Here is a 25,700-nt window from a genome sequence, read left to right as displayed (position 1 = left end):
AAGGGGTAAAACAAAGTGGCAGCGGAGATCGTCAATCCTCGCAGCGACAGCAAAGCGGACCGGGACGGCGGGGCCGAGCCCCTCGATTCCTTCGATCCGGTGTTCGCGCTGCACCGTGGCGGCAAGATGGCCGTGCAGGCCACCGTGCCGGTCCGTGACAAGGACGACCTTTCCCTCGCGTACACGCCCGGCGTCGCGCGCGTGTGCTCCGCGATCGCGGAGCAGCCCGAGCTGGTCAACGATTACACGTGGAAGTCCTCCGTGGTCGCCGTCGTCACCGACGGCACGGCGGTGCTCGGGCTCGGGGACATCGGTCCCCGGGCCTCCCTCCCCGTGATGGAGGGCAAGGCGATCCTCTTCAAGCAGTTCGGCGGTGTCGACGCGGTGCCGATCGCGCTCGACTGCACGGACGTCGACGACATCGTGGAGACCGTGGTCCGGCTCGCTCCCTCCTTCGGCGGAGTGAACCTGGAGGACATCTCGGCGCCCCGGTGCTTCGAGATCGAGCGCCGGCTGCAGGAGCGCCTCGACATCCCGGTCTTCCACGACGACCAGCACGGCACGGCCGTGGTGACGCTCGCGGCGCTCCGGAACGCCGCCCGGCTGAGCCGGCGTGAGATCGGGCAGCTGCGGGCCGTCATCTCGGGCGCCGGCGCGGCCGGTGTCGCCATCGCCAAGATGCTGGTCGAGGCCGGCATCGGGGACGTGGCGGTGGCGGACCGCAAGGGCGTCGTGTCGGCCGGCCGGGAGGACCTGAACCCGGTCAAGCGGCAGCTGGCCTCCTTCACCAACAAGGCGGGCCTCACCGGCTCGCTGGAGGACGCCCTCGCGGGCGCGGACGTCTTCATCGGGGTCTCCGGCGGTACGGTCGCCGAGGCGGCCGTGGCCTCCATGGCGGAGGGTGCCTTCGTGTTCGCGATGGCCAACCCGAACCCCGAGGTGCACCCGGAGGTCGCCCACAGGCACGCGGCGGTCGTCGCCACCGGGCGCTCGGACTTCCCGAACCAGATCAACAACGTGCTGGCCTTCCCCGGCATCTTCGCGGGCGCGCTGCAGGTGCGGGCCACGCGGATCACCGAGGGGATGAAGATCGCCGCCGCCGAGGCGCTGGCCGCGGTGGTCGGTGACGACCTCGCCGCGGACTACGTGATCCCGTCGCCGTTCGACGAGCGGGTCGCCCCGGCCGTCACCGCGGCGGTCGCCGCCGCCGCCCGGGCCGAGGGCGTCGCCCGGCGCTGACGCCGCGCCGCACGGCCCCGCCCGTCCGGGCGGGGCCGTTCTTCTCCCCGCCGGCCGTCGCGCGGGCGATGACGTCCTCCAGGCCCTCCGGTGTCCGGCTGCGCCGCACGGACGCCCCCGCGCAAGAGGGCATGTGTCACAGACCCCCCTGGTTCCGTCGGCCGTGCGGCGGACCTATCGTCAAGCGCATGTTCGCTGTCTACGCCGCCCGAATCGACCGCGACCAGCCGCTCACCGGCCTTGAGTCGGGGGAACGTCCGGCTCCCGGGGCCCGACCCGGCTGGAGCACCGTCACCATGCGGGCCGCCTCCCTCAACCACCACGATCTCTGGTCCCTGCGGGGCGTCGGACTGCCGGAGGAACGGCTGCCGATGATCCTCGGCTGCGACGCCGCCGGAATCGACCAGGACGGCAACGAGGTCGTCCTGCACTCCGTCATCGGGCAGACCGGCCACGGCGTCGGCCCCGACGAGCCCCGCTCCATCCTCACCGAGCGCTACCAGGGCACCTTCGCCGAGCAGGTCGCCGTGCCCACCTGGAACATCCTGCCCAAGCCCCGGGAACTGTCCTTCGCCGAGGCCGCCTGCCTGCCGACCGCCTGGCTGACGGCGTACCGGATGCTGTTCACCAACGCCGGGGTGCGCCCCGGCGACTCGGTCCTCGTCCAGGGCGCGGGCGGCGGTGTCGCCACGGCCGCGATCGTGCTCGGCAAGGCGGCCGGCCTGCGCGTCTTCGCCACCAGCCGGGACGAGGCCAAGCGCAGGCGGGCCCTGGAGCTGGGAGCGGTGGAGGCGGTGGAGCCGGGGGCCCGGCTGCCCCAGCGGGTGGACGCCGTCATCGAGACCGTGGGCGCCGCCACCTGGTCCCACTCGGTGAAGTCCCTGCGGCCCGGTGGCACCGTCGTCATCTCCGGCGCCACCAGCGGTGACCGGCCCTCGCACGCCGAGCTGACCCGGATCTTCTTCCTGGAGCTGAAGGTCGTCGGCTCCACCATGGGCACCAAGGAGGAGCTGGAGGACCTGCTCGCCTTCTGCGCCGCGACCGGTGTGCGCCCCGTCATCGACGAGGGGCTGCCCCTCGACCGGGCCCGCGAGGGCTTCGAGCGCCTCGCGTCCGGCGAGCACTTCGGCAAGATCGTGCTGACGAACGGCTGAGGCGGGGCGGCGACGCGGCCGCCTCCCGTCCGGAAGCGCGCGGGGCCGCCTCCCGCCCGGCACCGCGCCCCCCGGGCCGGTCCGGGGGGCGCGCCGTGCGGGCGGGGCGGCCGGGCCCGCCGTCCGTCAGACCTTCGGGCCGCGGAGTATCGCGCCGATGCGGGCCGCCGCCGTGGACAGGTGACCGCGGGCGTCGCGGAGCTGGTCGGCGGTGACGCCGTGGTCGCGTGCCGCGTCGCGGATGTCGTCGCGGAAGCGGTCGAGGAGGCGGTCCAGGTCGCGGGCCGGGTCGCCGGTGCTCTCCTCGTGGGCCCAGGACGGCGCGAACCCGGCCGGGAAGTCCTCCGCAGTGGCGGAGTACTCGGGCCCGGCCGCGGGGGCGGACGTGTGCGGGCGGGTACCGGTGCCCTCGGCGGTGCGGCCGAAGCCCCACTCCCGGCCGAACTCCTTCCCGTGGTCCTTGCCGAACTCGCCCAGCTCCCTGGCCAGCTCGCTGAGACCCTCGCGCATGCCCGTCGGCCAGTCGCCCCGGGTGAAGTGGTCCTGCACCCGCTCCTGGACCCGGTGGGCGATGCGCTGCATCTCCTCCTGCGCCTGGGCCCGTGCCCGCGCCTGCGCCTCCTGGGCCTGGCGCCGGGCCCGCTGGGCCTCCTCGCGGGCCCGGCGGCTCTCGTCCTTGGCGCGGCGGGCCTGTTCCTTCCACTCCTGCTTGACCCGGCGCATCTCCTCCTTGGCGGCCCGCCAGGCCTCCTTGTCACCGGGGCCGCCGTCCTCCGGCAAGCCCGTCCCGCCGCCCGCCGGGCCGCCCCGCCGGGCCTCGGAGGCGGCCGCGCGGACCTCGCGCCGCAGATCGCCGGCGGCGCCGCGCACGTCGGCCCTGATCTCGGCGGCGAGTTCCGCGACCGACTCGCGGATCTCCAGCTCCAGGTCGGCCAGTTCACCGCTGCGGTCCGCCAGCTCGGCCCGGCCGGCGTCGGTGATGGCGTACACCTTGCGGCCGCCCTCGGTGGTGTGGGTGACCAGGCCCTCGGCCTCCAGCTTGGCCAGGCGCGGGTAGACCGTGCCCGCCGAGGGGGCGTACAGCCCCTGGAAACGCTCCTCCAGGAGCCGGATCACCTCGTAGCCGTGGCGCGGGGCCTCGTCGAGCAGCTTGAGCAGGTAGAGCCGCAGGCGGCCGTGGGCGAAGACGGGAGGCATGTCAGAGCACCTTCTTGTCGGTCGTGCCGTCGGCCGGGGCCTGGGCGGCACCGGAGTCCCGGCCGGAGACGGATTGATCCCCCGGGGCGGTCCGCGGGCCGGCCGCCGGACCGGGTGACCGTCCGGCCGGGCCCTCCTCGTCCGGTGCCGGTGGGCGGCGCAGCAGGGCGATGGAGCCGGAGACCGTGGTGGCCCTGAGCCTGCCGTTGCCGGCGCCGAGGCGGCCGGTGACCTTGTGGGCGCCCCACTGGCCGTGCACGCGCAGGCCGTCGAAGGCGTGGGAGATCGTGCCGCTCGCGGTGTTGGCCTCCACTTCGGCGTCCGCCGGGTGCGGCAGGCGGATGGCGATCTCACCGGTGACGCTGGTCAGCCGGACGTCGGTCGGGCCGTCCGGGTCCAGGTCGAGGATCATGGAGCCGCTGACGGACTCCGCGCGCACGACGGGACCCGAGCCCGCCACGACGGTCAGATCGCCCGAGACCGAGTGGAACCGCAGGTCGCCCGTGACGGCCTGGGCCTCCAGACTGCCCGACACGGTGTCCGCACGGACCGGTCCGGCGAGGCCGACGAGCGTGGTGTCACCGGTGACGCCCTTGACGACGCAGCCGCCGCCGATGCCGGAGACCACCGCACCGGCGCCGACCACGCCCACCTCGACGCGGGTGCCGGCCGGGACGGCGAGGGAGACGACGGCGCTGCGCCGCCGGCCCCTGCGGTCGAGCCAGTTCAGGAAGCCCTTCCAGGGCAGGTCGTCGTAGGCCACCGTGAGCGTGCCGTCGTGGTGCGTCACGCTCAGGGGCGGGCCCTCGACGTCCGCGATCTCCAGGCGGGCGGAACCCCCGTCGGTGCCCACCACGTTCACCGTTCCGTCGACGATGCGGACGTGCAGGTCCCGCACGGGGGTGTCGAACGCCAGCTTCCGGGGTTCGGCGACGGACCACTCGGACATGGGGACCTCCTCGGCCGGACACGCTCATGACGCGCCATATCGCGTCTCCTGTGAAACACGATATATCGTGCCCTCGGGAAGTCAAGGCACCCGTTCGTGGGCACCGCCGCCCACTGCATAGGCTGTTCCCGAACCCCGTACCGGCCCGGACGCAGACGCACGAGAGGCAGCCCATGTACTTCACCGACCGCGGGATCGAGGAGCTGGAGAAGCGGCGCGGCGAGGAGGAGGTCACCTTCGAGTGGCTTGCCGAGCAGCTGCGCGCGTTCGTGGACCTCAACCCGGACTTCGAGGTGCCCGTCGAACGGCTGGCCACCTGGCTCGCCCGGCTCGACGACGAGGACGACGAGTAGGGCCGGCCGGGCCGGCAGGAGGACCAGGGCGAGGGGGACGACCGGGAGGAGCGGGACGGGCGGACCCGCCCACCGCGTGCAGGAGGGCCCGGCCCCGGGTCCGTGCGGACTCGGGGCCGGGCCCTCGCGCGTGCCGTGCCGTGCCGGCCCGGGTCCTCAGACCTCGAACACCTCACGCACCAGCTGCTCCTGCTCGGCCTGGTGGCGCTTGGCCGAACCCACCGCCGGGGACGAGGAGTGCGGGCGCGAGATGCGCCGCAGCCGCTCGCCGGCCGGGATGTCCGCGCCGACCGCCAGGTCCAGGTGGTCGATCAGGTTGAGCGCGATGAACGGCCAGGCACCCTGGTTCGCCGGCTCCTCCTGCGCCCACAGGTACTTCTCGGCGTTCGGGTACTTGGCGATCTCCGCCTGCAGCTCGGCGCCCGGCAGCGGGTACAGCCGCTCGATGCGGATGATCGCGGTGTCCGTGGCGCCGCGCTTCTGCCGCTCGGCCTCCAGGTCGTAGTAGACCTTGCCCGCGCAGAAGACGACCCTGCGGACCGCGGCCGGGTCGGCCGACGCGTCGCCGATGACCGGGCGGAACTGCCCGTTCGTGAACTCCTCCGCCTTCGAGGCCGCCGCCTTCAGGCGCAGCATCGACTTCGGGGTGAAGACGACCAGCGGCTTGTGGTGCGGGTTGTGCACCTGCCACCGCAGGAGGTGGAAGTAGTTCGACGGGAGCGTGGGCATCGCGACCGTCATGTTGTTCTGCGCGCACAGCTGCAGGAAGCGCTCCGGGCGGGCCGAGGAGTGGTCCGGGCCCTGGCCCTCGTAACCGTGCGGGAGGAGCAGGGTGACGCCGGAGGTCTGGTTCCACTTCTGCTCCGCCGACGAGATGAACTCGTCCACGACCGTCTGGGCACCGTTGACGAAGTCGCCGAACTGGGCCTCCCACATCACCAGCGCGTCGGGGCGGGCCAGCGAGTAGCCGTACTCGAAGCCCATCGCCGCGTACTCGGAGAGCAGGGAGTTGTAGACGTTCAGGCGCGCCTGGTCCTCGGAGAGGTACTGCAGCGGCGTGTACTCCTCGCCGGTGCTGCGGTCGATGAGGACCGCGTGGCGCTGGCCGAAGGTGCCGCGCTGGGAGTCCTGGCCGGCCAGGCGGACCGGGACGCCCTCCAGCAGCAGCGAACCGACGGCCAGGGTCTCGCCCATGCCCCAGTCGATCGTGCCGTCCTCGACCATCGCCGCGCGGCGCTGCAGCTGCGGCAGCAGGCGCGGGTGCACGGTGATGTGGTCGGGGATGTTGACCTGGGACTCGGCGATCCGCTTGACGACCTCCGTGGAGACCGCGGTCGGGACCGCGACCGGGAAGCCGTCCTGCGGTGCCTGGGCGTCACCGGGGGCGGGCTGCGAGGTGGCCTCGCGGACCTCGGTGAAGACCTTCTCCAGCTGGCCCTGGTAGTCCTGCAGCGCCTGCTCGGCCTCTTCCAGGGTGATGTCGCCGCGACCGATCAGGGACTCGGTGTACAGCTTGCGCACCGAGCGCTTCTTGTCGATCAGGTCGTACATCAGCGGCTGGGTGAAGGCCGGGTTGTCCGACTCGTTGTGGCCGCGGCGGCGGTAGCAGATGAGGTCGATCACCACGTCCTTGTTGAACGCCTGGCGGAACTCGAAGGCGAGCCGCGCGACGCGGACGACGGCCTCGGGGTCGTCGCCGTTCACGTGGAAGATCGGGGCCTCGATCATGCGGGCCACGTCCGTCGCGTACATGGAGGAACGCGAGGACTCGGGGGCCGCGGTGAAGCCGACCTGGTTGTTGATGACGATGTGGACGGTGCCACCGGTGCGGTAGCCGCGCAGCTGCGACATGTTCAGGGTCTCGGCCACCACGCCCTGGCCGGCGAAGGCCGCGTCCCCGTGGATCGCCACCGGCAGGACGGTGAAGTCCGTGCCGCCCTTGTTGATGATGTCCTGCTTGGCGCGGGCGACGCCCTCCAGGACCGGGTCGACCGCCTCCAGGTGCGAGGGGTTGGCCACGAGCGAGACCTTGATCTGCTCGCCGTCCAGGCCGGTGAAGGTGCCCTCGGCGCCCAGGTGGTACTTCACGTCGCCGGAGCCGTGCATCGACTTCGGGTCGAGGTTGCCCTCGAACTCGCGGAAGATCTGCGCGTACGACTTGCCGACGATGTTGGCGAGGACGTTCAGCCGGCCGCGGTGGGCCATGCCGACGACGACCTCGTCCAGGCGCGACTCGGCGGCGGAGTCCAGCACCGCGTCCAGCAGCGGGATGACGGACTCGCCGCCCTCCAGGGAGAAGCGCTTCTGGCCGACGTACTTCGTCTGCAGGAAGGTCTCGAAGGCCTCCGCGGCGTTCAGCCGGCGCAGGATGCGCAGCTGCTCCTCGCGCTCCGGCTTGGAGTGCGGGCGCTCCACCCGGTCCTGGATCCACTTGCGCTGCTTGGGGTCCTGGATGTGCATGAACTCGATGCCGGTGGTGCGGCAGTACGAGTCGCGCAGCACGCCGAGGATGTCGCGCAGCTTCATCATCGACTTGCCGGCGAAGCCGCCGACGGCGAACTCGCGCTCCAGGTCCCACAGGGTGAGGCCGTGCTCGGTGATGTCCAGGTCGGGGTGCTTGCGCTGCTGGTACTCCAGCGGGTCGGTGTCGGCCATGACGTGGCCGCGGACCCGGTAGGAGTGGATCAGCTCGAAGACGCGGGCGGCCTTCGTGACGTCGTCGTCGTGGGAGGCGTCGATGTCCTTGAGCCAGCGGACCGGCTCGTAGGGGATGCGCAGCGCCTCGAAGATGTCGTCGTAGAAGTCGTTCTCGCCCAGCAGCAGGTTCGCCACCTGGCGCAGGAACTCGCCGGAGGCGGCGCCCTGGATCACCCGGTGGTCGTAGGTCGACGTGAGCGTCATGACCTTCGAGACGCCGAGCTTGTTCAGGGTGTCCTGGCTGGTGCCCTGGAACTCCGCCGGGTAGTCCATGGAGCCGACGCCCATGATCACCGACTGGCCGGGCATCAGGCGCGGCACGGAGTGCACGGTGCCCAGGCCGCCGGGGTTGGTCAGGGAGACGGTGACGCCGGTGAAGTCGTCCATCGTCAGCTTGCCGTCGCGGGCGCGGCGGACGATGTCCTCGTAGGCCTGCCAGAACTCGAAGAAGTTCAGCGTCTCGGCCTTCTTGATGGCGGCCACGACGAGCTGGCGGTCGCCGTTGGGCTTGACCAGGTCGATGGCCAGGCCGAGGTTCACGTGCGGCGGCCTGACCAGGGTCGGCTTGCCGTCCTTCTCGCCGTACGACCAGTTCATCGACGGCATGGCCTTGATGGCCTGGACCATCGCGAAGCCGATGAGGTGCGTGAAGGAGATCTTCCCGCCCCGCGCGCGCTTCAGGTGGTTGTTGATGACGATCCGGTTGTCGAACAGCAGCTTCACCGGGACGGCGCGGACCGAGGTGGCGGTCGGCAGCTCCAGGGAGGCGTTCATGTTCTTCGCGACGGCCGCCGACGGACCGCGCAGCGTCACGTACTCCGGCCCCTCGGGGGCCTCGGCGGCGGGGGCCGCCCCGGCCGTGGGCCGGGCGGGCGCCTGCGCGGGCTGCGCCGGCCCGGCCGGGGCGGGGGCCTGCGCCGCGGGGGCGGCGGGGGCCGCGGGAGCGGCGGCGGGCTTCGCGGGCGCCGGAGCCTGCGCGGGCCGGGCCGGCGCAGCGGCCTGGGCCGGGGCGGCGGCTTGAGCCGCGGGCTGGGCCGGGGCGGCGGGGGCCGCCTCCGCGGCCCCCGCGACCGCGGCGGGAGCTCCCGGCTTGTAGTCGGCGAAGAAGTCCCACCAGGCGCGGTCTACCGAATTCGGGTCCTGGAGGTACTGCTGATAGATCTCGTCGACGAGCCACTCGTTGGGACCGAACGCGGCAGCGGGGTTCTTCCCGGCTTGGTCGTCGGTCGAGATGCTCGAGTTACTGGGGGACTGTGGCGACACGGCGGCAACCGCCCTCTTCCGCTTCACAAGGTGATGGACAGCGGAAATAAAGGCTACGCCTCCAAGAGGGGGAAGGTCAGGTCGGGCCCGTTCATCGTCGTGTAAGTCACATCGGAAACTGTGTTTCAGGGCTTGATATGGCGGGAAACAAGCGTAGTTCCGCAGGCGGGAGCGAACGGAAGGGCGCGCCGACCGGGGCCCGCCCCGCCGTCACTCGCCGCGGGGCGCGGGCCCGTCCCTGATCACACGTGCCCGGCTGGGCGAACGTCTGGCGGATCTTGGGCTTCCGATTCGCACTGTACGTCAACCCGTCACGGAGGAGAGCCCCGGAAGGGTGACGATGATCCTGCAGCCCCGGTCGGATTCGGCCACACCGATCCGGCCGCCGTGGAGGTCGACGGCCCACCGGGCGATGGCCAGCCCGAGCCCCGTGCCGCCGTCGCTGCCCGGGCCGTGCGGCCGGGACACCACGCCCCGGTTGAACCGCTCGAACACCCGGTGCCACTCCGACCTCGGGATGCCCGGCCCCTCGTCCAGTATCTCCAGCTCCAGTGACTCCGGCTGCGGTCCGCGCCGCGCCTTCACCGTCACCCGGCCGTGCGGCGGACTGTGCTTGACCGCGTTGTCGATCAGGTTGGCGACGACCTGGTGGATGCGCTCGGGGTCCGCGTGCGCGGTCAGCTCCGGGGGCGAGACGTCGAGGTGCAGGTGGACGTCCGTCCGGGTGTGGCTGCCGGAACCGGAGGCGATGCCCGCGCGCACCGAGGCGACCATGTTGGCCTCCTTCAGCACCCCCGACAGGTACGGCCACACCTCGAAGCGCCGCAGTTTCAGCGGTATGACCCCGTTGTCCAGGCGGGAGAGGTCCAGCAGCGTCTCCACCAGCCGGCCCAGCCGCTCGGTCTGCTTCAGGGCCGTGCGCATGGTCTCGGGGTCCGCCTCGGTGACCCCGTCGACGATGTTCTCCAGCACCGCGCGCAGACCCGCGATCGGGGTGCGCAGCTCGTGCGAGACGTTCGCCACCAGTTCCTTGCGCTGCCGGTCCTGGGCCTCCAGCTCGTCGGCCATGACGTTGATCGTCTCGGACAGGTCGCCCAGCTCGTCACGGCGGCTCTCGCTCACCCGGCGCGTGTAGTCGCCGCGCGAGATGGAGCGGGCCACCGCGTTCATCTCGTCCAGCGGCGCGGTGAGCGAGTGCGCCACGAACTGCGTGATCAGCAGCGTGGCGACCATCGAGAAGACCGTGATGAAGCGCAGTTCCGTCTTGGTGTGCACCGCGATCATCGACAGACCGGTGGTGATCAGCACCGAGATGACGACCAGCGCGCCCAGCTTGGTCTTGATCGAGAACGGGCGCACGCCGCCCCAGGGCTCCTCCTCCCCGGGGCTCCTGTGCGCGACTTGCCGCCCGTCCCTCATGGGGTCGGCGTCTCCAGCGCGTAGCCGACGCCGTGCACCGTGCGGATGCGCTCCGCGCCGATCTTGCGGCGCAGCGCCTTGATGTGGCTGTCGACCGTGCGGGTCCCGGAGGCGTCCGCCCAGTCCCACACCTCGGCCAGCAACTGCTCCCGGGAGAGCACCGCGCGTGGGGTGTTCGCCAGGCACACCAGCAGGTCGAACTCGGTGGGCGTCAGGTGGACGTCCTCCGCCCTCACCCGCACCCGGCGCTGCGCGTGGTCGATCTCCAGCTCGCCCAGGCGCAGGATGCCCGAGCGGGGCGTGGCCGCGGCCAACGCCGCGCGCTCGACCCGGCGCAGCAGGACGTGCACGCGCGCGGCCAGCTCGCGCATCGAGAACGGCTTGGTCATGTAGTCGTCGGCGCCGACCCCGAGCCCGACCAGCATGTCGGTCTCGTCGTCGCGCGCGGTGAGCATCAGCACCGGCACCGGGCGCTGGGCCTGCACGCGCCGGCAGACCTCCAGGCCGTCGAAGCCGGGCAGCATGACGTCCAGGATCAGCAGGTCGGGCTGCCAGGCCTCGGCCGTGTCGACCGCGGCGGGTCCGTCGGCCGCGGTCTGCACCAGGAACCCCTCGGCGCGCAACCGGGCCGCGATGGCGTCGACGATCGTGGGATCGTCCTCGACGACCAGTACCCGGCGCTGTGCGCCCTGGGTGGTCGCCGCCGCACCGGTCTGGGAGGTGTGTGTCTGCTCCATCGCCCGCCCCTGTTGCTTTCCGGAACCCGTGGGGTGATCCCATGACTGCGATTGACGCTTGAATGATCGGCGTCAGGGCAGCACATTACGGGGACACGCCGCGCCGTCGCCATCCAGGTCGGACGGCGAGGTGCACGGCGTCCGGAACGCCCCGGGCAACGGGCACCTCTTCGGTACGCACCTGACGGAACCCGGCATTCCGCAAGGTTCCTTCGAATTCCGGTGAGGGCTGCGCCGACCACACCGCGAGCACGCCGCCGGGCCGCAACACCCGCGCGCAGGCGGCCAGTCCGGTGGGCGAGTAGAGGCCGCCGTTGTCCTCGGTGACGGTCCAGCCGGGTCCGTTGTCGATGTCGAGGCACAGCGCGTCGAACGTGTCCGGCGTCTCGTCGAGGTACCTCACGAGATCGGCTTCGACGATCTCGGTGCGCGGGTCGGCGAGGGCGGCGGCGGACAGTCCGGACAGGGGGCCGTCCCGGTGCCAGCCGATGACGGCGGGCTCCCGCTCCACGACCACGATCCGCCCCCAGCGGCGGCCGGCGGCCGCGTGCGCGAGCGAGAAGCCCACGCCGAGTCCCCCGATCAGCACGTCCGGCGCCGGGCGCCCGTCCAGGGCGCCGTACGCGGCGTCGACCAGCAGCCGCTCCGAGCGGCCGTCGGAGGTGTCCATCAGGAAGCAGCCGTTGGCGATGATCTGCAGCAGGGTGCCGTGCCTGCGCAGCACCACCTCGCCGTACGGGCCTTCTCGGCGGTCCAGGACCACGGGGATGTCGGGCGTGGCAGTCATGTGCCCATCCTGCTCGAACGGGGTCCGGCGTTCACGGGAATTACGGAGGGCGCACGGGGTTGTGGAGGGGGCGGGCCGGTGCCTGTCGGCCGGACCGGAACGGCCGCCCGCGGGTGATCGCTGAGAGCGAACAGGGCTGGGGGAACATTCCCGGGCTCGTGAACATTGAGTCGGCATAGCTCAAGTTGACTGCCTAAGGGGAGATCATGGCTGCTGAGTCCACAGCGTTCACGCTCGTCCTGCCCGTGCTGCCGCTCGATGACGAGGCCGTGCTGCCCGGGATGGTGGTTCCGCTGGACCTGAGCGACGCCGAGGTGCGCGCCGCGGTGGAGGCCGCGCAGGCCGCCGCCCGGTCGGAGCCCGGCAAGCCCAGGGTCCTGCTGGTGCCGCGCATCGACGGCACGTACGCCAGGACCGGTGTGCTGGGCACCGTCGAGCAGGTCGGCCGGCTGGCCGACGGCGACCCGGGGGCCCTGATCCGCGGCCGGAGCCGGGTGCGGATCGGCGCGGGCACCACCGGGCCGGGCGCGGCGCTGTGGGTCGAGGGCGTCCGCCTGGAGGAGGACGTGCCCGATCCGCTGCCGGGCCAGGTGGCGGAGCTCGTCAAGGAGTACAAGGCGCTGGCCACCAGCTGGCTGAAGAAGCGCGGCGCCTGGCAGGTCGTGGACCGCGTCCAGGCCATCGACGACGTCTCCGCGCTCGCCGACAACTCCGGCTACTCGCCCTTCCTCACCACCGAGCAGAAGGTCGAGCTGCTGGAGACCGCCGACCCGGTGGCCCGCCTCCGGCTCGCCACCCAGCACCTCCGCGACCACCTCGCCGAGCAGGACGTGGCCGAGACCATCGCCAAGGACGTCCAGGAGGGCGTCGACAAGCAGCAGCGGGAGTTCCTGCTGCGCCGCCAGCTCGAAGCCGTCCGCAAGGAGCTGCGCGAGCTGAACGGCGAGAAGGAGGGCGAGGAGTCCGACGACTACCGCGCCCGCGTGGAGGCCGCCGACCTGCCGGAGAAGGTCCGCGAGGCCGCGCTGAAGGAGGTCGACAAGCTGGAGCGGGCCAGCGAGCAGTCCCCGGAGGGCTCCTGGATCCGCACCTGGCTCGACACCGTCCTGGAGATGCCGTGGAACGAGCGGACCGAGGACGCCTACGACATCCAGGGCGCCAAGGCCGTGCTCGACGCCGAGCACGCCGGCCTGGAGGACGTGAAGGAGCGCATCACCGAGTACCTGGCCGTGCGCAAGCGGCGCGGCGAGCGCGGCCTAGGGGTGATCGGCGGGCGGCGCGGCGGTGCCGTGCTCGCGCTCGTCGGCCCGCCCGGTGTCGGCAAGACCAGCCTCGGCGAGTCCGTCGCGCACGCCATGGGGCGCGCCTTCGTCCGGGTCGCCCTCGGCGGCGTGCGGGACGAGGCCGAGATCCGCGGCCACCGGCGCACCTACGTCGGCGCGCTGCCCGGCCGGATCGTGCGCGCCATCAAGGAGGCCGGCTCCATGAACCCGGTCGTGCTGCTCGACGAGATCGACAAGGTGGGGTCGGACTTCCGCGGCGATCCCGCGGCGGCCCTGCTGGAGGTCCTGGACCCGGCCCAGAACCACACCTTCCGGGACCACTACCTGGAGGTCGAGCTGGACCTGTCCGACGTCGTCTTCCTGGCCACGGCCAACGTCCTGGAGGCCGTCCCGGAGGCGCTCGCGGACCGCATGGAGATCGTCCGCCTGGACGGCTACACCGAGGACGAGAAGATCGTCATCGCCCGTGACCACCTGCTCCCGCGCCAGCTGGAGCGGGCCGGCCTGACCGCGGACGAGGTCACGATCGACGAGGGCGCGCTGCGCAGGCTCGCCGGCGAGTACACCCGCGAGGCGGGCGTGCGCACCCTGGAGCGGTCCATCGCCCGGCTGCTGCGCAAGGTCGCGGCCCAGCACGAACTGGGCGAGCGGGAACTGCCGTCCACCGTCCGTGACGAGGACCTGCGCGATCTGATCGGACGTCCGCACCACGTGCCCGAGTCCGCCCAGGACCCGGCCGAGCGCCGTACGGCCGTCCCCGGCGTGGCGACCGGCCTCGCGGTCACCGGGGCCGGCGGCGACGTGCTCTTCGTCGAGGCGTCCCTCGCCGACCCGGAGACGGGCGCGGCGGGCCTGACCCTGACCGGCCAGCTGGGCGACGTGATGAAGGAGTCCGCGCAGATCGCGCTGAGCTTCCTGCGCAGCCACGGCGCCGAGCTGGAGCTGCCGGTGGCCGACCTGAAGGACCGGGGCGTGCACATCCACTTCCCGGCGGGCGCCGTGCCCAAGGACGGCCCGAGCGCGGGCATCACGATGACCACGGCCCTGGCGTCCCTGCTCTCCGGCCGCCTGGTGCGCACGGACGTGGCGATGACCGGAGAGGTCTCGCTGACCGGCCGGGTGCTGCCCATCGGCGGCGTGAAGCAGAAGCTGCTCGCCGCGCACCGCGCCGGGGTGACCACCGTGATCATCCCCAAGCGCAACGAGCCCGACCTGGACGACGTCCCGGCCGAGGTGCTGGACGGGCTCGACGTCCACGCCGTGACCGACGTCCGCCAGGTCCTGGAGCTGGCGCTCGCGCCCGCCACGAGCGGTGCGGCGCCGGAGGTTCCCGTGGCGGCGTGACGGACGCCGCGGGGAGGCGTGGCCCGGGCCCCGTGAGGGAGGCCCGGGCCGTCGCCGTCTTCGCGCACGGGGACCGGCCGGCCGGGGCAGGGCCGCGGGAGGACCGCCGGCGGGAAAGGGCACCGCGGGGACGCCCGCTCCTCCGGCGGGACGCCCCGGGCGGCCGGGGCCGGGCCGGGCGGCGCTCACCACCAGCCGTTCGGCGCCGCCGGTGTCCGGGGTCCGGCGGTGGACGAGCGGGCCCGCTTCCAGCCGTGTGCCGTCCAGGTGGCGCGGCGGGACGGTGCCGTTCCACCGGTTCCGCCCGGTCGGGGCCCGCCGGGCCGCCGCGTCGCCGGCGAGCAGCGCGCGGGCGGGCCGGCCGACGACCACCGGGGGCGTTCGTGGCCGAGCAGCCGCCGGACACCTTCGCTCCAGCCGGTCACGACGTCCCGCTCGTCGATGGTGGCCGTGGCCACGGCCACGTACGTCGACTGTCGCTCCACCGCCGCTCATCCCGCCCTTGCCCGGCAGGCCCCGACCGGCACCGCCCGGGGCGGCGTGGGGCACCAACGCAGCGCGGGACGGCGGCCGCCCGGGGGACGGCCGCCGCGCACGCAGCGGGGGATCAGCCGTTGGCCAGGGCCTGGACGCGGTCCAGGGCCCCGTTGAACTTGTCGTGGTCGCCGACGGTGGGGCCGGAGGAGGTGTACTGCCAGATCGTGTAGTAACCCCATCCCGCCGGCAGCGTCCCCGGGTCGGAGGCGTAGCGGGCGATCCACAGCGGGTTGGTCGCGGCGAAGCCGCCGTAGTTGCCGGTGCACTGGGTCCACCAGCTGGTGGCCGTGTAGATCACGGCGTCGCGGCCGGTGCGCGCCTTGTAGGTGTTCAGGAAGTCGGCGATCCAGCTGACCATCCCGGCGGCCGTCTTGCCGTAGCAGGCGGCGCCGTACGGGTTCCACTCGATGTCGAGCACGCCGGGCAGCGTCCTGCCGTCGCGGGACCAGCCGCCGCCGTGGTCGGCGAAGTAGTTGGCCTGGGTGGCGCCGCTGGTGGTGTCCGGGGTGGCGAAGTGGTAGGCGCCGCGGATCATGCCGACGTTGTAGGAGCCGTTGTACTGCTGGGCGAAGTACGGGTTGGTGTAGTACGTGCCTTCCGTGGCCTTCGTGTACGCCCAGCGCACCCCGCTGTTCCACAGCGTGGACCAGGCGACGTCGCCCTGGTGGCCGGAGACGTCGACGCCCTCGGTCTGGGTGGCGTCGGCGCTCTTGGGGGTGCCGCTCCGGCCGTCGTGGGCGAGGACGCCCGCGCCCATGGACGCCGAGCCGCGGGCGGGGGCGGCGGCCTCGGCGCGGGTGAGGGGCAGGGCGAGACAGAGCGCGGTGAGCAGGGCCGTGGCGAGGACGGCGAGGGTGCGGGGGTGGGGGGAACCGGGTCTGTGCACGCGCATGACGTGTCCTCCGGGGGGGGAGTGGGGGGACCGCGAGGTGACCGCTGACCTAATGGCGTGGGCATGCCATTCATGGTCCGCCGAAGACGCTACGCACGTAGACCCGGGCCTGGGAAGGGGGTCCGGAGCCCGCCGTTGGTCTACGCCTGCGAAATACTGGGCGAGCTGCGGCAACGTGGGCGTGTGACGAAAACTTTCAGGACCGCGAAACCGATCAGGGGTACCGACGTGCGCGAGGACGGGAACGGCGACGGGCGGGGCGGCACCGGCCCGCTGGCGCCGCATGGTGCGGACCAGGAATTCCTGGCGCTGGAACGCGAGTTGACCGTACTGCTCAGACGGGCCCGGGCCAACCAGGGCGAGATGGCCCGCGAGGTCCACCCCGACCTGGAGTCCTCCGCCTACGGCCTGCTCGTCCGCCTCGACGAACTGGGCGGCCAGCGCGCCACCGAACTCGCCGCCTACGTCGGCGTCGGCAAGGCCACCATGTCCCGTCAGCTGCGCGCCCTGGAGGAGCTGGGCCTGGTCACCCGCCAGCCCGACCCGGCCGACGGCCGCGCCTGGCTGGTGACCCTGACCGACGAGGGCCGCGGCCGGGTCGGCAAGGTCCGCGAGGCCCGCCGCGCCCGCTACGTCAGCCAGCTCGCCCACTGGGACCGCCGGGAGGTCGCCGAACTGGCACGCCTGCTGCACCAGCTGAACGCTGTCATGGCGAAGTGAGCCCGTCCGCCGGCAGGCGGCCCTACAGCTCCACGTACACCACCGTCGCGTCGTCGTGCGTCTTGCCGCGGCCCAGGAACACCCGCTCCCGCCGGTCCGCCGCCTCCCGTTCGCGCACCCGCTCGACCAGGGAGCGGGCGCCCTCCTTGGCGACCACGTCGAACAGGGCCGTCCAGTCGCCCTCGCGGAACGTCTGCGTCCAGCGGGCCGCGCCGTCCGTCAGCGCGACCAGCGCGCCCACCTCGTGCCGCGCGAGGGTGCCGGTGACCGCGCGGGCCGCCACCGAGGGATCGGCGGCGGCGGTGAAGAAGCCGTCCTCCTTGTTGCGCAGGGTGGCGTCGACCAGGGCGTCCGTGGCCAGGGCGGACCGGGGCAGCCGGGCGAGGCGGTCGTCCAGGACCGGCGTGACCGTGCCGTCGGGGGACCGCAGGAGCAGCGCCGAGTCGGACAGCACCAGGTACTCCAGGGTCTCGGCGGACCAGCGGACCAGGACGACGGTCGCCTGCGGGGTGCGCGGGTGAGAAAGCTCACAGAGGTTTAAATGCGCGTCGGCGGTTCGGGCGATCGCCCGCGCGAGGATCTCCGGGAGCCCCAGATCCCGGCCGGAAAGGGTCAGTTCGGTCAGCGCGCCACCGAGCCGCGCCGTGAACCAGGGGACGGAATGCAGACACCCCGCCCCGTCCCGCGGGGGCGTCACTCCGTCCAGCAAGATCACGCAACCGCCCTGTCCGGAGGCGGGTAGCCCGACCCCGGCGAAGTCCTCGTTGGGGCGTGCCGCGTCACCGGGTTCCGAGACGAGATCAGTACGCATTCGGCCAGTCTGCACGAGCCCTTCACACTCGTCGCCAAAGGCCGCCAAGAAACGCCGAATCGACGCTGCCCCGCAGGTCAGGCGCCTGATTTGGAGGTAAATGGCACGCTCCGGGAAGGTGTGGCGGCGAATACTGCCAAAGCCTGCCGCGCGCGTCCAACCGGCCCGCTGCGCACGGCCGTGGCACGCGCCGGGGGAACTTGCCCGCCAACTCCCCTCCGATGTTCACTCCTTCGGGTGGCGGGTCAGGTGATGCGGGACCACTGCCCACCGGCGCTGGGAGGGTCGGGAACCGTACGAACCGGGTGTACGCACCACTTGGCACCGAGACGACGGGGCGCCACCCGGCCCCTTGGGTAGACGAGTTCAGGAATGCGAGCACCGGTGCAGATGAAGCGGCCTCGGCGCACAGGCAGGCAGACGGCCCCCGAGGGGGACGCCGAGCAGACCCCGGTGGGCAATGGCCGTCCCACCCACGTGCGCACCCGGCTGATCGTCGCCGTGGCCGTGGTGGCCGCGGCCATCGCCGCGGCAGGAGCGCCCGCGCTCCTCACCGCCTCGGCGGACGTCAGCGACGCGCAAAACCTGGTCACCCTGGCCGCGCGCACCCAGGACGCGCTCGCGCTCGCCCACTCCCTCGCGGACGAGCGCGACGAGGTCACCGCCTACATCGCGGCCGGCCGCCCCAGGTCCGAGGCGCCCTCCGAGCAGCGCAGCGCCCGCGTCGACCGCCAGGTCGAGGACCTGCGCGCCGACACCGGTACCCCGTCCTGGCTGCGCGGCGACCTCGACGACATCGCCGCCGTCCGCCGTGCCGCCCTCACCGGCAGGACGAACGCGCTGCAGACCCACCAGGCGTACTCGGCGACCATCACCGAGCTGCACCGGCTGGCCGAGGACCTCGCCGTGGCGGCGCCCGCGGCCGAGCGCAGCCGGGGCTGGGGCCGGGCTCCCTCGCGGACCGACTCCGGCGCCCACGCGCTCGCCGAACTGGACACCGCCGTCCAGCAGTCCGCCGCCGCCCGCGGCCTGCTGCTGGCCGCGCTGGGCATCCCCTCCAGCGCCCGGACCGAGATCAACCCGCTGACCGGCCTGGCCACCACGACCACCGCGGCCGACGAGGCCGACCGCAAGCAGCGCGACGCCCTGACCGCCGCCGCCCAGCAGGCCCGCCTGCGCGCCGACGCGAGCCTCGCCGACTTCCGCGGGACGGCCCCCAAGGCGGCCGTGGAGTCCTACGACTCGACGGTCACCGGTCCCGAGGTGAACTCCGCCGACAAGTACCTCGCGGCCCTCACCGACCAGCCGGTCCTCTCCGACGACGACCTGGCGACCAGCGCCAAGAAGCTGGACGCGGCCCTGTCCGCCCGCGTCGAGCTGATGCGGGGAGCCGAGTCCGCGCTGTACGACCACCGCACCAAGGACCTCGCCCGGTTCCGGGACGACGAGGTCACCGCCCTGGAGATCCGGATCGCCGCCCTCGGCGCCCTGATGCTGGTCGCCGTGGGCATCGCCACCGCCATGGCCCGCACCCTGACCCGGCCGCTGTCGGTGCTGCGCCGGGGCTCGGCGCGCCTGGCCGGGGCCGAGGACCCCACGGCCCAGGAGCCGATCGCCTTCACCGGCCGCAACGACGAGTTCGCCCAGGTCGTCCGGTCCGTCAACGCCCTGCACGCGCACGCCGTCGCCCTGCACGAGCGCGTGAGCACCCTGGAGACCGACCGCAAGCACCTGGTCGGCCAGCGCCAGCGGATGGCCGACGCCCGCGAGGAACTGCGCGCCGAACTGGCCGACTCGGCCGCCCAGCTGGAGCGGCTGCGCACCAGCATCGGCTCCACCTTCGTCAACCTCGCCCTGCGCACCCTGGGCCTGGTCGAACGCCAGCTCGCCGTCATCGAGGGCCTGGAGGAGCGCGAGCAGGACCCCGACCGCCTGTCGACCCTCTTCAAGCTCGACCACTTCGCCACGGTCATGCGCCGTCACAGCGAGAACCTCCTCGTGCTGGCCGGCACCGAGCACGTCCAGCAGCACCCGGGCCCGGTCCCACTGGTCGACGTGGTCCGCGCGGCGGTCAGCGAGATCGAACGCTACGAACGCGTCCGCATCGCGGCCCTGCCCCCGCACGCCCACGTGGCCGGCTTCGCCGCCGACGACCTGTCCCACCTGCTCGCCGAACTCCTGGAGAACGCCACCGCGTTCTCCCCGCCGGACCTGCCCGTCGAGGTCTCCGGCTGGCTGCTGGAGTCCGGCGAGGTCATGCTCTCCGTCCAGGACGAGGGCATCGGCATGACCGGCGACCGCCTGGACCGCCTCAACTCCCGCCTCGCCGAGTTCGAGCCGGAGTCGCCGTACGACCAGGAGGGCGAGGACGGTCTCGGCCTCGGCCTGTACGTCGTGGCCCGCCTCGCCCACCGGCACGGCGTCCGCGTCCAGTTGCGCGAGCAGAAGCAGGGCGGGACGGCCGCGGTCGTCGTCCTGCCCGGCTCCCTCCTCGTCGACGCCCCCGCGGCGACGGCCCCCGCCCCGGCCGGGGTCCCGGAGGCCACCCAGACCTTCTCCCTGCCCGGCGCCGACGCCGAGGCCAACTCCAACGTCCTGCACGGCCGTGCGAAGGACACCGGCACCGACCCGCTGGTGACGCTGGCGGAGAAGGCCGTCCGCGAGGCGGAGCGGGCCGAGCCGCGGGAAACCGCGCCGCGGGCGGGCCAGGACACGGACACCGGGCCGGGGACCCGGGAACCGGAGCCGGAGCCCGGCTCCGCCGAGGCACACGTGCGGGCCGACGAGACCGCACCGGACACGGCGCACACCCCGGCCCGCCCGAAGGAGCCGCTGGAGGCCTTCGCCGAGACGACGATGGAACTCCTGCTCCCGGACACCCCGCCCGGGGAACCGGCGGCGGCGCACCCGGACCGCGCGGCCGTCGGCGGCGGAGGGGTACCGGGGGGACCGTCCGCATCCGACGGCGAAAGCCGCACGGGTGGTGCGCAGGCGGGCGAAGACCCCGAAGGCGAGGCCGAGGCGGTCACCAGCAAGGGCCTTCCCAAGCGCACCCCCAGGATTACCGCACCCGACCACACCCCGCGTCAGCGCACCAGCTCCGTGGACGCGGAAGCCCTCCGCCGCAGGCTCGGCGGCTTCCGCAAGGGAGCCCAGGCCGGTTACCGGGACGTGGAAGCGGAGATCGCGTCACACACCGGAGAAGCCACGGGGGGCACAGCCGAGGAGGCAAGCAGTTGACCGCGCCCAGTACCTACGGACTGAGCAGTGAAGCCCGCAACCTGCACTGGCTGCTGACCAACCTGGTCGAGGAGGTACCCGGCATCCAGTCCGTCGCGGTCGTCTCCTCCGACGGCCTGCTCCTGCTGTCCTCCGATCCCGACCAGACCGCCAGGTCCCGCGAGGCCCGCACGGCCAAGGGCCCCCGCGGCTCCGCCGCCGACCTCGCGACGCTCGTCTCCGGCATCGGCAGCCTCACCCTGGGCGCCGCCAAGCTGATGGAGTTCGGCAAGGTCAAGCACACGATGGTCGCGATGGACGAGGGCAGCCTGTTCGTCATGTCGATCAGCGACGGTTCGCTGCTCGGCGTGCACGGCTCCGCCGAGTGCGACATGAGCGTGGTGGCGTACCACATGGCCCTCTTCGTCGGCCGCGCCGGGCACGTGCTGACCCCCGAGCTGCGCACCGAGCTGCGCAAGTCCCTGGAGGCAGAGTCGACGGGGGGCGGCCGATGAGCGAGCCGGCGGAGAAGCTCCCCGTGCGCGGCGGCGAGCGAAAACCCGCCCGCGTGCGCCCCTACTCGCTCACCGGCGGCCGCACCCGCTTCGGCCACGTGCTCCTGGTGGAGACCATCGTGGGGAGCACGGCCGGCGCCGAGGCCCTCGAAGCCGCCGAGGAACGCAGGGAACTGACGAACGGCTCCCTCACCACCCGGGTCATGCCGGAGATGCGGGCCATCGTCGAGCTGTGCCGCCGCATGCGCACGGTGGCCGAGATCGCCGCGCTGCTGAAGATGCCGCTCGGCGTGGTCCGCGTTCTCCTGAGCGACCTCGCGGACCAGGGAAAGATCCGTGTGTACGGCACCGGAACCGGTCACGGCACCGGCCGTCCGGACCGCGCTCTGCTGGAAAGGGTGCTGAGTGGACTCCGCCGTCTCTGACGCCACCGCCTCCGCCGGGGGCACCCCGCTCGTCGCCGGTTTCGCCGGGCCCGACGAGGACCTGAAGGCCTGGCAGACGGACCGCGACCGGGCTCCCGTCGCCACGAAGATCGTGGTGGCGGGCGGTTTCGGCGTCGGCAAGACCACGCTGGTCACGGCCGTCTCGGAGATCACGCCGTTGCAGACCGAGGCGCTGATGACCGAGGCGAGCGAGGGCACCGACGACCTGAGCGCCACCCCGGACAAGCTGACCACCACGGTGGCCATGGACTTCGGCCGCATCACGCTCGACGACGACCTGGTGCTCTACCTGTTCGGCACGCCGGGCCAGCAGCGGTTCTGGTTCATGTGGGACGACCTGGTGCGCGGCGCGATCGGCGCCGTCGTGCTGGCCGACACCCGCCGGCTCAAGGACTGCTTCCCGGCGCTGGACTACTTCGAGAGCTGTGGTCTGCCCTACGTCGTCGCGGTCAACCACTTCGACGACGCCCAGGTGTTCGACCCGGAGGACGTGAGGGAGGCCCTGACGATCCCCGCGCACATCCCTGTCATGATCATGGATGCGCGGCGCCGGATCTCGGTGATCGAGACCCTGCTGGCCCTGGTGGGCCACGCGCTCGATGAAACCCCCGAGTAGTCGGAACTGAGGAGCCACCACCCGCATGCGGAAGATACTCGTCGTCGGAGCCGGCCAGTCCGGCCTCCAGATCGCCCTCGGCCTGCAGTCGAACGGCTACGAGGTCACCCTGATGTCGAACCGGACCGCGGACGAGATCCGCTCCGGCCGGGTCATGTCGACGCAGTGCATGTTCCACACGGCACTGCAGCACGAGCGCGATCTGCAGCTGAACTTCTGGGAGTCCCAGGCCCCGAAGATCGAAGGGCTCGGCGTCTCGGTCGCGGCGCCCGGCTCGCACGACCCGGGCCCCACGCAGCGCGCGATCGACTGGGTCGGCCGGCTCGACGGGTACGCGCAGTCGGTCGACCAGCGGGTGAAGATGGCCGGCTGGATGGAGACCTTCGCGCAGCGCGGCGGCCAGCTCGTCATCCACGGCGCGGCGGTCGGCGACCTCGACTACTTCTCCCGCGCCTACGACCTCGTCCTGGTCGCGGCCGGCAAGGGCGAGCTGGTGTCCATGTTCGCCCGCGACCCCGAGCGCTCCCCGTACAGCGCGCCGCAGCGCGCCCTCGCGGTGGCGTACGTGCACGGCCTGGGCCCCCGCCCCGAGCACCCGGAGTTCGACGCGGTCCGCTGCAACCTGGTGCCCGGGGTCGGCGAGCTGTTCGTCATGCCGACGCTGACCCTCTCCGGCCGCGCCGACATCCTGTTCTGGGAGGGCATACCCGGCGGCCCGCTCGACGTCTTCCAGGGCGTCAAGAACCCGGCCGAACACCTCTCCCTGACCCTGGAACTCATGGAGAGGTTCACGCCCTGGGAGTACGCGCGGGCCACCAAGGCCGAGCTGACCGACGCCGGCGGCACGCTGGCCGGCCGGTACGCGCCGACCGTGCGCAACCCGGTCGGACGGCTGCCCTCCGGCGGGGCCGTCCTCGGCGTGGCCGACGTCGTCGTCGCCAACGACCCGATCACGGGACAGGGCTCCAACTCGGCGTCCAAGTGCGCGGCCGCCTACCTGGCGTCGATCCTGGAGCGGGGGGACCAGCCGTTCGACGAGGAGTGGATGAGGGCCACGTTCGACCGGTACTGGGCCACCGCCCAGCACGTCACCAAGTGGACGAACGCGATGCTGGCCCCGCCGCCGGAGCACGTGCTGAACCTCATCGGGGCGGCGGGCCAGCTGCAGCCGGTCGCCGACCGGTTCGCCAATGCCTTCAACGACCCGGCCGACTTCGAGAACTTCTTCTACGACCCGGAGAAGACGGGCGCCTACCTGGCCTCGGTCACCGGGGCCTGACCGCCGGCGGCCGCGCCGTTCCCCGCGCCCGCGGGCCCGCCGTCCCCGGGGCGGCCGCGGGAGCGGCGTCGGGGCGGACCGCGCCCAGGATCGGGTGGCCGGCGATCGGGGCGAGCGTGACCCGCTCGCCCGGCCCCGGCGCCTGGACGACCTTGCCGCCTCCCGCGTACAGCGCCACGTGCGTGGCCTCGGGGAAGTAGACGATCAGGTCGCCGGGGCGGAGCCGGTCCAGGGGGACCTTCCCGAGCCGGGCCCACTGCTCCCGGCCGGTGCGCGGGATCGGGGTGCCCGCCTGCTCCCAGGCCCGGAAGGCCAGCCCCGAGCCGTCGTACGCCCCCGGCCCGGCGGCGCCCCACCGGTAGGGCTTGCCGAGCTGCTCCATGGCGTAGCGGACCGCGCGGTCGCCCCCGCGGGACGGGGGGCGTCCGTCGCCGAGGGCCCCCGAGGCCGTGAGCCGGCGCTGCGCGTCGGCGACGCCGTCGCGCTCCAGCGCCGCCATCTCGCCGCGCTGTTCCGGCGTGAGGGAGGCGAGCAGCCGTTCGACGTCGGCGAGCCGGGCGCGCACGTCGTCGCGAGCCTTCCGCTGCCGGCCGACCAGGGTCAGCTGGGTGTCCAGCGCGGAGCGGGCCGCCCGGGCGAGGGCGTCCCTGCGCTTCTCCGAGCCGGTCAGCCGGTCCAGCGCCTCGGCGCGGTCGCGGGCGAGCCGGCCGATGACGTGGCCCTCGTCCAGCGCGTGCTGCGGGTCGCGGGCGAGCAGCAGGCGCAGATAGGGGGAGAGGTCGCTGCGGTTCTGGTACTGCTCGCGGGCCAGCCGCCCGGCGTCGCCGCGGCTGTCCCGCAGGACGAGCCGGGCGTGGGCGAGTTCGCCGTCGAGGCGGACCACCACCGCGCGCTGGTGCTCCAGCCGCTCCGCGGCGGCGTTGTAGGTCTCGGTCGCCCTCTCGGCCTGCAGGTACAGCCGCTGGAAGTCGGTCAGCAGCCGGGAGACGGACCGCCGCGGGTCCGGCGCGGCCACCGCGGGCAGGGGCGCGAGGACGGCCTGGGCCGCCACCGCGGCCGTACACGCCAGACGCAGGAGCTTCGCTGACACGTCATCACCTCCGGTACGGGGCGGACGGACCCTCCGTCCTCCTCCGCTCCGTGAGACCTGCCGTGTCCGCGCGCGCCGCGCGCCGCGCCTGCGCGGTTCGGCGCAACCTTCTCACCCGGTCGCGTCGTCCGGCGAGCCGGACGGCGTGGCGTCCGGCCCGGACCAGGGCCACCTGACCCCGCCGTCCCGCCCGCCACCGGGGTCGTACCGGTACTTCCAGCCCCGCGCCGGCCCGAACCCGCCGTGCCCGCGCGGGACGCGGCGGTAGACGAGGACGGTGGGCGGGCCGCCGGCCGCGTCGGGGACGGGGATGCGGTAGGTCTTCGGGGGGTGCCCGGTCATGCCGAGCAGCACGGGCAGCACGCGCCCGTCCATGGGGCCGCCCTCGAAGGGGGTGTCCTGGCTCTTCACGGCTCCAGTCTCAGCCATCCCCGGCGAACGCGGCGACGACGGCGGCCGTCTGCGGGTCGCGGCCGGCGGTGACCGCGAGGACGGCCACGAACTGCTCGACCAGCCAGTCGCGCAGCTCCTCGACCGGGGGCTGCTTGTCCTCGTCGAGCCAGATCAGGGAGGCGGCCTCCACCGCCGTGATCCACATCCGGACCGTCATGCGCAGGCGCGGACCGGGATCGCGGACGCCGAGGTGGCTGAGGATGTGCTCGGCGGCGGCCCGGCGGACGCCGTCCACGAGGGCCGTGGTCCGCGAGGTCTCCACCACGCTGCCGCCCTGGAGCAGCGCGCTGAACCCGGCGTCGTGCTCGTCCACGAAGGCCAGGTAGCGGTCGAGGGCGCGGGACAGCCGGGGCAGCAGGGGGCCCTGCCGGGGCTCGTCGAAGCACTGCCGCAGCTCCTCGGCGGCCGACCCGAGCGCGGCCTCGTACAGCTGCTGCTTGCCGCCGGGGAAGTAGCGGTACACCAGCGGGCGGGAGACCTTGGCCACCTCCGCCACGTCGTCCACCGAGACGTCCTCGGGGGCGCGGTGCGCGAACAGCGACAGCGCCGCCTCGAGGAGCTGGCTGCGGCGCTCCTCGACGCTGAGCCGGCGGTAGGCGGGGGTGGCGGCCTGCGGGGTCATGCCTCGCAGGGTAATCGTCCGGTGCGCGCGCCGCGCGGCCGAGCCGGAAACCACACGGCCGGGGTCTTTCGTCCGGAT

General features: G+C 73.2%; 22 protein-coding genes. 10 read left to right on the top strand and 12 right to left on the bottom strand.

All coding sequences use genetic code 11. The features are described 5' to 3' along the window. Positions 1–15 precede the first annotated feature (15 nt). A complete protein-coding gene (locus QQY24_RS10160; protein ID WP_301972344.1) occupies positions 16–1,239 on the top strand; it encodes an NADP-dependent malic enzyme in 1,224 nt (407 codons plus the stop codon). Between the two features lie 188 nt (positions 1,240–1,427). After that, the gene (locus QQY24_RS10155; RefSeq protein WP_301972343.1) at positions 1,428–2,393 is read left to right on the top strand and encodes a zinc-binding dehydrogenase; all 966 of its coding nucleotides are present in this window, start codon (positions 1,428–1,430) and stop codon (positions 2,391–2,393) included. Between the two features lie 126 nt (positions 2,394–2,519). Here QQY24_RS10155 and QQY24_RS10150 read toward each other — a convergent pair whose 3' ends face one another. After that, positions 2,520–3,590 (bottom strand): PadR family transcriptional regulator, encoded by a 1,071-nt coding sequence (locus tag QQY24_RS10150; RefSeq protein ID WP_301972342.1) that lies wholly within the window; start codon positions 3,588–3,590, stop codon positions 2,520–2,522. A 1-nt stretch (position 3,591) separates the two neighbouring features. Then, complete coding sequence (locus QQY24_RS10145) at positions 3,592–4,539, bottom strand: hypothetical protein (RefSeq protein WP_301972341.1); 948 nt, start codon at positions 4,537–4,539, stop codon at positions 3,592–3,594. 173 nt (positions 4,540–4,712) lie between these two features. Here QQY24_RS10145 and QQY24_RS10140 point away from each other — a divergent pair, with 173 nt between their 5' ends. Further along, positions 4,713–4,892 carry a DUF6104 family protein gene (locus tag QQY24_RS10140; protein ID WP_153482227.1) on the top strand — a complete coding sequence of 60 codons (180 nt, stop codon included), beginning with the start codon at positions 4,713–4,715 and terminating at the stop codon, positions 4,890–4,892. A 156-nt stretch (positions 4,893–5,048) separates the two neighbouring features. Here QQY24_RS10140 and QQY24_RS10135 read toward each other — a convergent pair whose 3' ends face one another. The 4 genes from QQY24_RS10135 to QQY24_RS10120 all read right to left on the bottom strand — a co-directional run bounded on the left by QQY24_RS10135 (position 5,049) and on the right by QQY24_RS10120 (position 11,795). Continuing rightward, a complete protein-coding gene (locus tag QQY24_RS10135; RefSeq protein WP_301972340.1) occupies positions 5,049–8,852 on the bottom strand; it encodes a multifunctional oxoglutarate decarboxylase/oxoglutarate dehydrogenase thiamine pyrophosphate-binding subunit/dihydrolipoyllysine-residue succinyltransferase subunit in 3,804 nt (1,267 codons plus the stop codon). Positions 8,853–9,155: 303 nt separating this feature from the next. Further along, positions 9,156–10,271 carry an ATP-binding protein gene (locus tag QQY24_RS10130; protein WP_301972339.1) on the bottom strand — a complete coding sequence of 372 codons (1,116 nt, stop codon included), beginning with the start codon at positions 10,269–10,271 and terminating at the stop codon, positions 9,156–9,158. Continuing rightward, on the bottom strand, positions 10,268–11,008 hold the full coding sequence (locus QQY24_RS10125; protein WP_301972338.1) for a response regulator transcription factor: 741 nt from the start codon (positions 11,006–11,008) through the stop codon (positions 10,268–10,270). The genes QQY24_RS10130 and QQY24_RS10125 overlap by 4 nt, the downstream gene beginning before the upstream one ends. Before the next feature lie 85 nt (positions 11,009–11,093). After that, a complete protein-coding gene (locus QQY24_RS10120) occupies positions 11,094–11,795 on the bottom strand; it encodes a spermidine synthase (protein ID WP_301972337.1) in 702 nt (233 codons plus the stop codon). 206 nt (positions 11,796–12,001) lie between these two features. Here QQY24_RS10120 and lon point away from each other — a divergent pair, with 206 nt between their 5' ends. Further along, positions 12,002–14,422, top strand: coding sequence for an endopeptidase La (lon, locus tag QQY24_RS10115; protein WP_301972336.1), 2,421 nt, complete (start codon positions 12,002–12,004; stop codon positions 14,420–14,422). Between the two features lie 185 nt (positions 14,423–14,607). Here the strand turns inward: lon and QQY24_RS10110 are convergent, their stop codons facing one another. Together QQY24_RS10110 and QQY24_RS10105 are read right to left on the bottom strand one after the other, a co-directional pair. Then, complete coding sequence (locus tag QQY24_RS10110) at positions 14,608–14,907, bottom strand: hypothetical protein (protein WP_301972335.1); 300 nt, start codon at positions 14,905–14,907, stop codon at positions 14,608–14,610. 122 nt (positions 14,908–15,029) lie between these two features. Further along, complete coding sequence (locus QQY24_RS10105) at positions 15,030–15,851, bottom strand: lysozyme (RefSeq protein WP_301972334.1); 822 nt, start codon at positions 15,849–15,851, stop codon at positions 15,030–15,032. A 228-nt stretch (positions 15,852–16,079) separates the two neighbouring features. Between QQY24_RS10105 and QQY24_RS10100 the strand changes: the two genes are divergently transcribed. Continuing rightward, positions 16,080–16,571 carry a MarR family winged helix-turn-helix transcriptional regulator gene (locus QQY24_RS10100; protein ID WP_301976197.1) on the top strand — a complete coding sequence of 164 codons (492 nt, stop codon included), beginning with the start codon at positions 16,080–16,082 and terminating at the stop codon, positions 16,569–16,571. 22 nt (positions 16,572–16,593) lie between these two features. Here the strand turns inward: QQY24_RS10100 and QQY24_RS10095 are convergent, their stop codons facing one another. Next, on the bottom strand, positions 16,594–17,382 hold the full coding sequence (locus tag QQY24_RS10095) for a protein phosphatase 2C domain-containing protein (RefSeq protein ID WP_301972333.1): 789 nt from the start codon (positions 17,380–17,382) through the stop codon (positions 16,594–16,596). Between the two features lie 384 nt (positions 17,383–17,766). Between QQY24_RS10095 and QQY24_RS10090 the strand changes: the two genes are divergently transcribed. Genes QQY24_RS10090 through QQY24_RS10070 form a run of 5 tightly spaced genes read left to right on the top strand, consistent with a single transcriptional unit; the run spans position 17,767 to position 23,457 of the window. After that, positions 17,767–20,622 carry a nitrate- and nitrite sensing domain-containing protein gene (locus QQY24_RS10090; RefSeq protein ID WP_301972332.1) on the top strand — a complete coding sequence of 952 codons (2,856 nt, stop codon included), beginning with the start codon at positions 17,767–17,769 and terminating at the stop codon, positions 20,620–20,622. Then, positions 20,619–21,116, top strand: coding sequence for a roadblock/LC7 domain-containing protein (locus tag QQY24_RS10085; RefSeq protein ID WP_301972331.1), 498 nt, complete (start codon positions 20,619–20,621; stop codon positions 21,114–21,116). The genes QQY24_RS10090 and QQY24_RS10085 overlap by 4 nt, the downstream gene beginning before the upstream one ends. Then, positions 21,113–21,541 carry a DUF742 domain-containing protein gene (locus QQY24_RS10080; protein WP_301972330.1) on the top strand — a complete coding sequence of 143 codons (429 nt, stop codon included), beginning with the start codon at positions 21,113–21,115 and terminating at the stop codon, positions 21,539–21,541. Before QQY24_RS10085 ends, QQY24_RS10080 begins: the two co-directional genes overlap by 4 nt. Then, on the top strand, positions 21,522–22,178 hold the full coding sequence (locus QQY24_RS10075) for an ATP/GTP-binding protein (RefSeq protein ID WP_301972329.1): 657 nt from the start codon (positions 21,522–21,524) through the stop codon (positions 22,176–22,178). The genes QQY24_RS10080 and QQY24_RS10075 overlap by 20 nt, the downstream gene beginning before the upstream one ends. Before the next feature lie 25 nt (positions 22,179–22,203). After that, the gene (locus tag QQY24_RS10070; RefSeq protein WP_301972328.1) at positions 22,204–23,457 is read left to right on the top strand and encodes a styrene monooxygenase/indole monooxygenase family protein; all 1,254 of its coding nucleotides are present in this window, start codon (positions 22,204–22,206) and stop codon (positions 23,455–23,457) included. Here QQY24_RS10070 and QQY24_RS10065 read toward each other — a convergent pair. The 3 genes from QQY24_RS10065 to QQY24_RS10055 form a co-directional block, all read right to left on the bottom strand. After that, a complete protein-coding gene (locus QQY24_RS10065; protein ID WP_301972327.1) occupies positions 23,444–24,547 on the bottom strand; it encodes a C40 family peptidase in 1,104 nt (367 codons plus the stop codon). The genes QQY24_RS10070 and QQY24_RS10065 overlap by 14 nt on opposite strands. 111 nt (positions 24,548–24,658) lie before the next feature. After that, a complete protein-coding gene (locus QQY24_RS10060; protein ID WP_301972326.1) occupies positions 24,659–24,976 on the bottom strand; it encodes a hypothetical protein in 318 nt (105 codons plus the stop codon). After that, positions 24,969–25,622 (bottom strand): TetR/AcrR family transcriptional regulator, encoded by a 654-nt coding sequence (locus QQY24_RS10055; RefSeq protein ID WP_301972325.1) that lies wholly within the window; start codon positions 25,620–25,622, stop codon positions 24,969–24,971. The genes QQY24_RS10060 and QQY24_RS10055 overlap by 8 nt, the downstream gene beginning before the upstream one ends. Between the last annotated feature and the right edge of the window lie 78 nt (positions 25,623–25,700).

The sequence above is a fragment of the Streptomyces sp. TG1A-8 genome, from assembly GCF_030499535.1.
In the GTDB taxonomy this organism is placed as follows: Bacteria; Actinomycetota; Actinomycetes; order Streptomycetales; family Streptomycetaceae; genus Streptomyces.
The sequence above is the reverse complement of the archived record's forward strand: the minus strand, read 5'-3'. Positions and strand labels throughout refer to the sequence as shown.

Coding starts and splice junctions, on each gene's coding strand:
- QQY24_RS10130 (WP_301972339.1), bottom strand. CDS start 10,271: ATGAGGGACGGGCGGCAAGTCGCGCACAGGAGCCCCGGGGAGGAGGAG.
- QQY24_RS10125 (WP_301972338.1), bottom strand. CDS start 11,008: ATGGAGCAGACACACACCTCCCAGACCGGTGCGGCGGCGACCACCCAG.
- lon (WP_301972336.1), top strand. CDS start 12,002: ATGGCTGCTGAGTCCACAGCGTTCACGCTCGTCCTGCCCGTGCTGCCG.
- QQY24_RS10060 (WP_301972326.1), bottom strand. CDS start 24,976: ATGGCTGAGACTGGAGCCGTGAAGAGCCAGGACACCCCCTTCGAGGGC.
- QQY24_RS10120 (WP_301972337.1), bottom strand. CDS start 11,795: ATGACTGCCACGCCCGACATCCCCGTGGTCCTGGACCGCCGAGAAGGC.
- QQY24_RS10140 (WP_153482227.1), top strand. CDS start 4,713: ATGTACTTCACCGACCGCGGGATCGAGGAGCTGGAGAAGCGGCGCGGC.
- QQY24_RS10145 (WP_301972341.1), bottom strand. CDS start 4,539: ATGTCCGAGTGGTCCGTCGCCGAACCCCGGAAGCTGGCGTTCGACACC.
- QQY24_RS10080 (WP_301972330.1), top strand. CDS start 21,113: ATGAGCGAGCCGGCGGAGAAGCTCCCCGTGCGCGGCGGCGAGCGAAAA.
- QQY24_RS10150 (WP_301972342.1), bottom strand. CDS start 3,590: ATGCCTCCCGTCTTCGCCCACGGCCGCCTGCGGCTCTACCTGCTCAAG.
- QQY24_RS10155 (WP_301972343.1), top strand. CDS start 1,428: ATGTTCGCTGTCTACGCCGCCCGAATCGACCGCGACCAGCCGCTCACC.
- QQY24_RS10055 (WP_301972325.1), bottom strand. CDS start 25,622: ATGACCCCGCAGGCCGCCACCCCCGCCTACCGCCGGCTCAGCGTCGAG.
- QQY24_RS10095 (WP_301972333.1), bottom strand. CDS start 17,382: ATGCGTACTGATCTCGTCTCGGAACCCGGTGACGCGGCACGCCCCAAC.
- QQY24_RS10070 (WP_301972328.1), top strand. CDS start 22,204: ATGCGGAAGATACTCGTCGTCGGAGCCGGCCAGTCCGGCCTCCAGATC.
- QQY24_RS10105 (WP_301972334.1), bottom strand. CDS start 15,851: ATGCGCGTGCACAGACCCGGTTCCCCCCACCCCCGCACCCTCGCCGTC.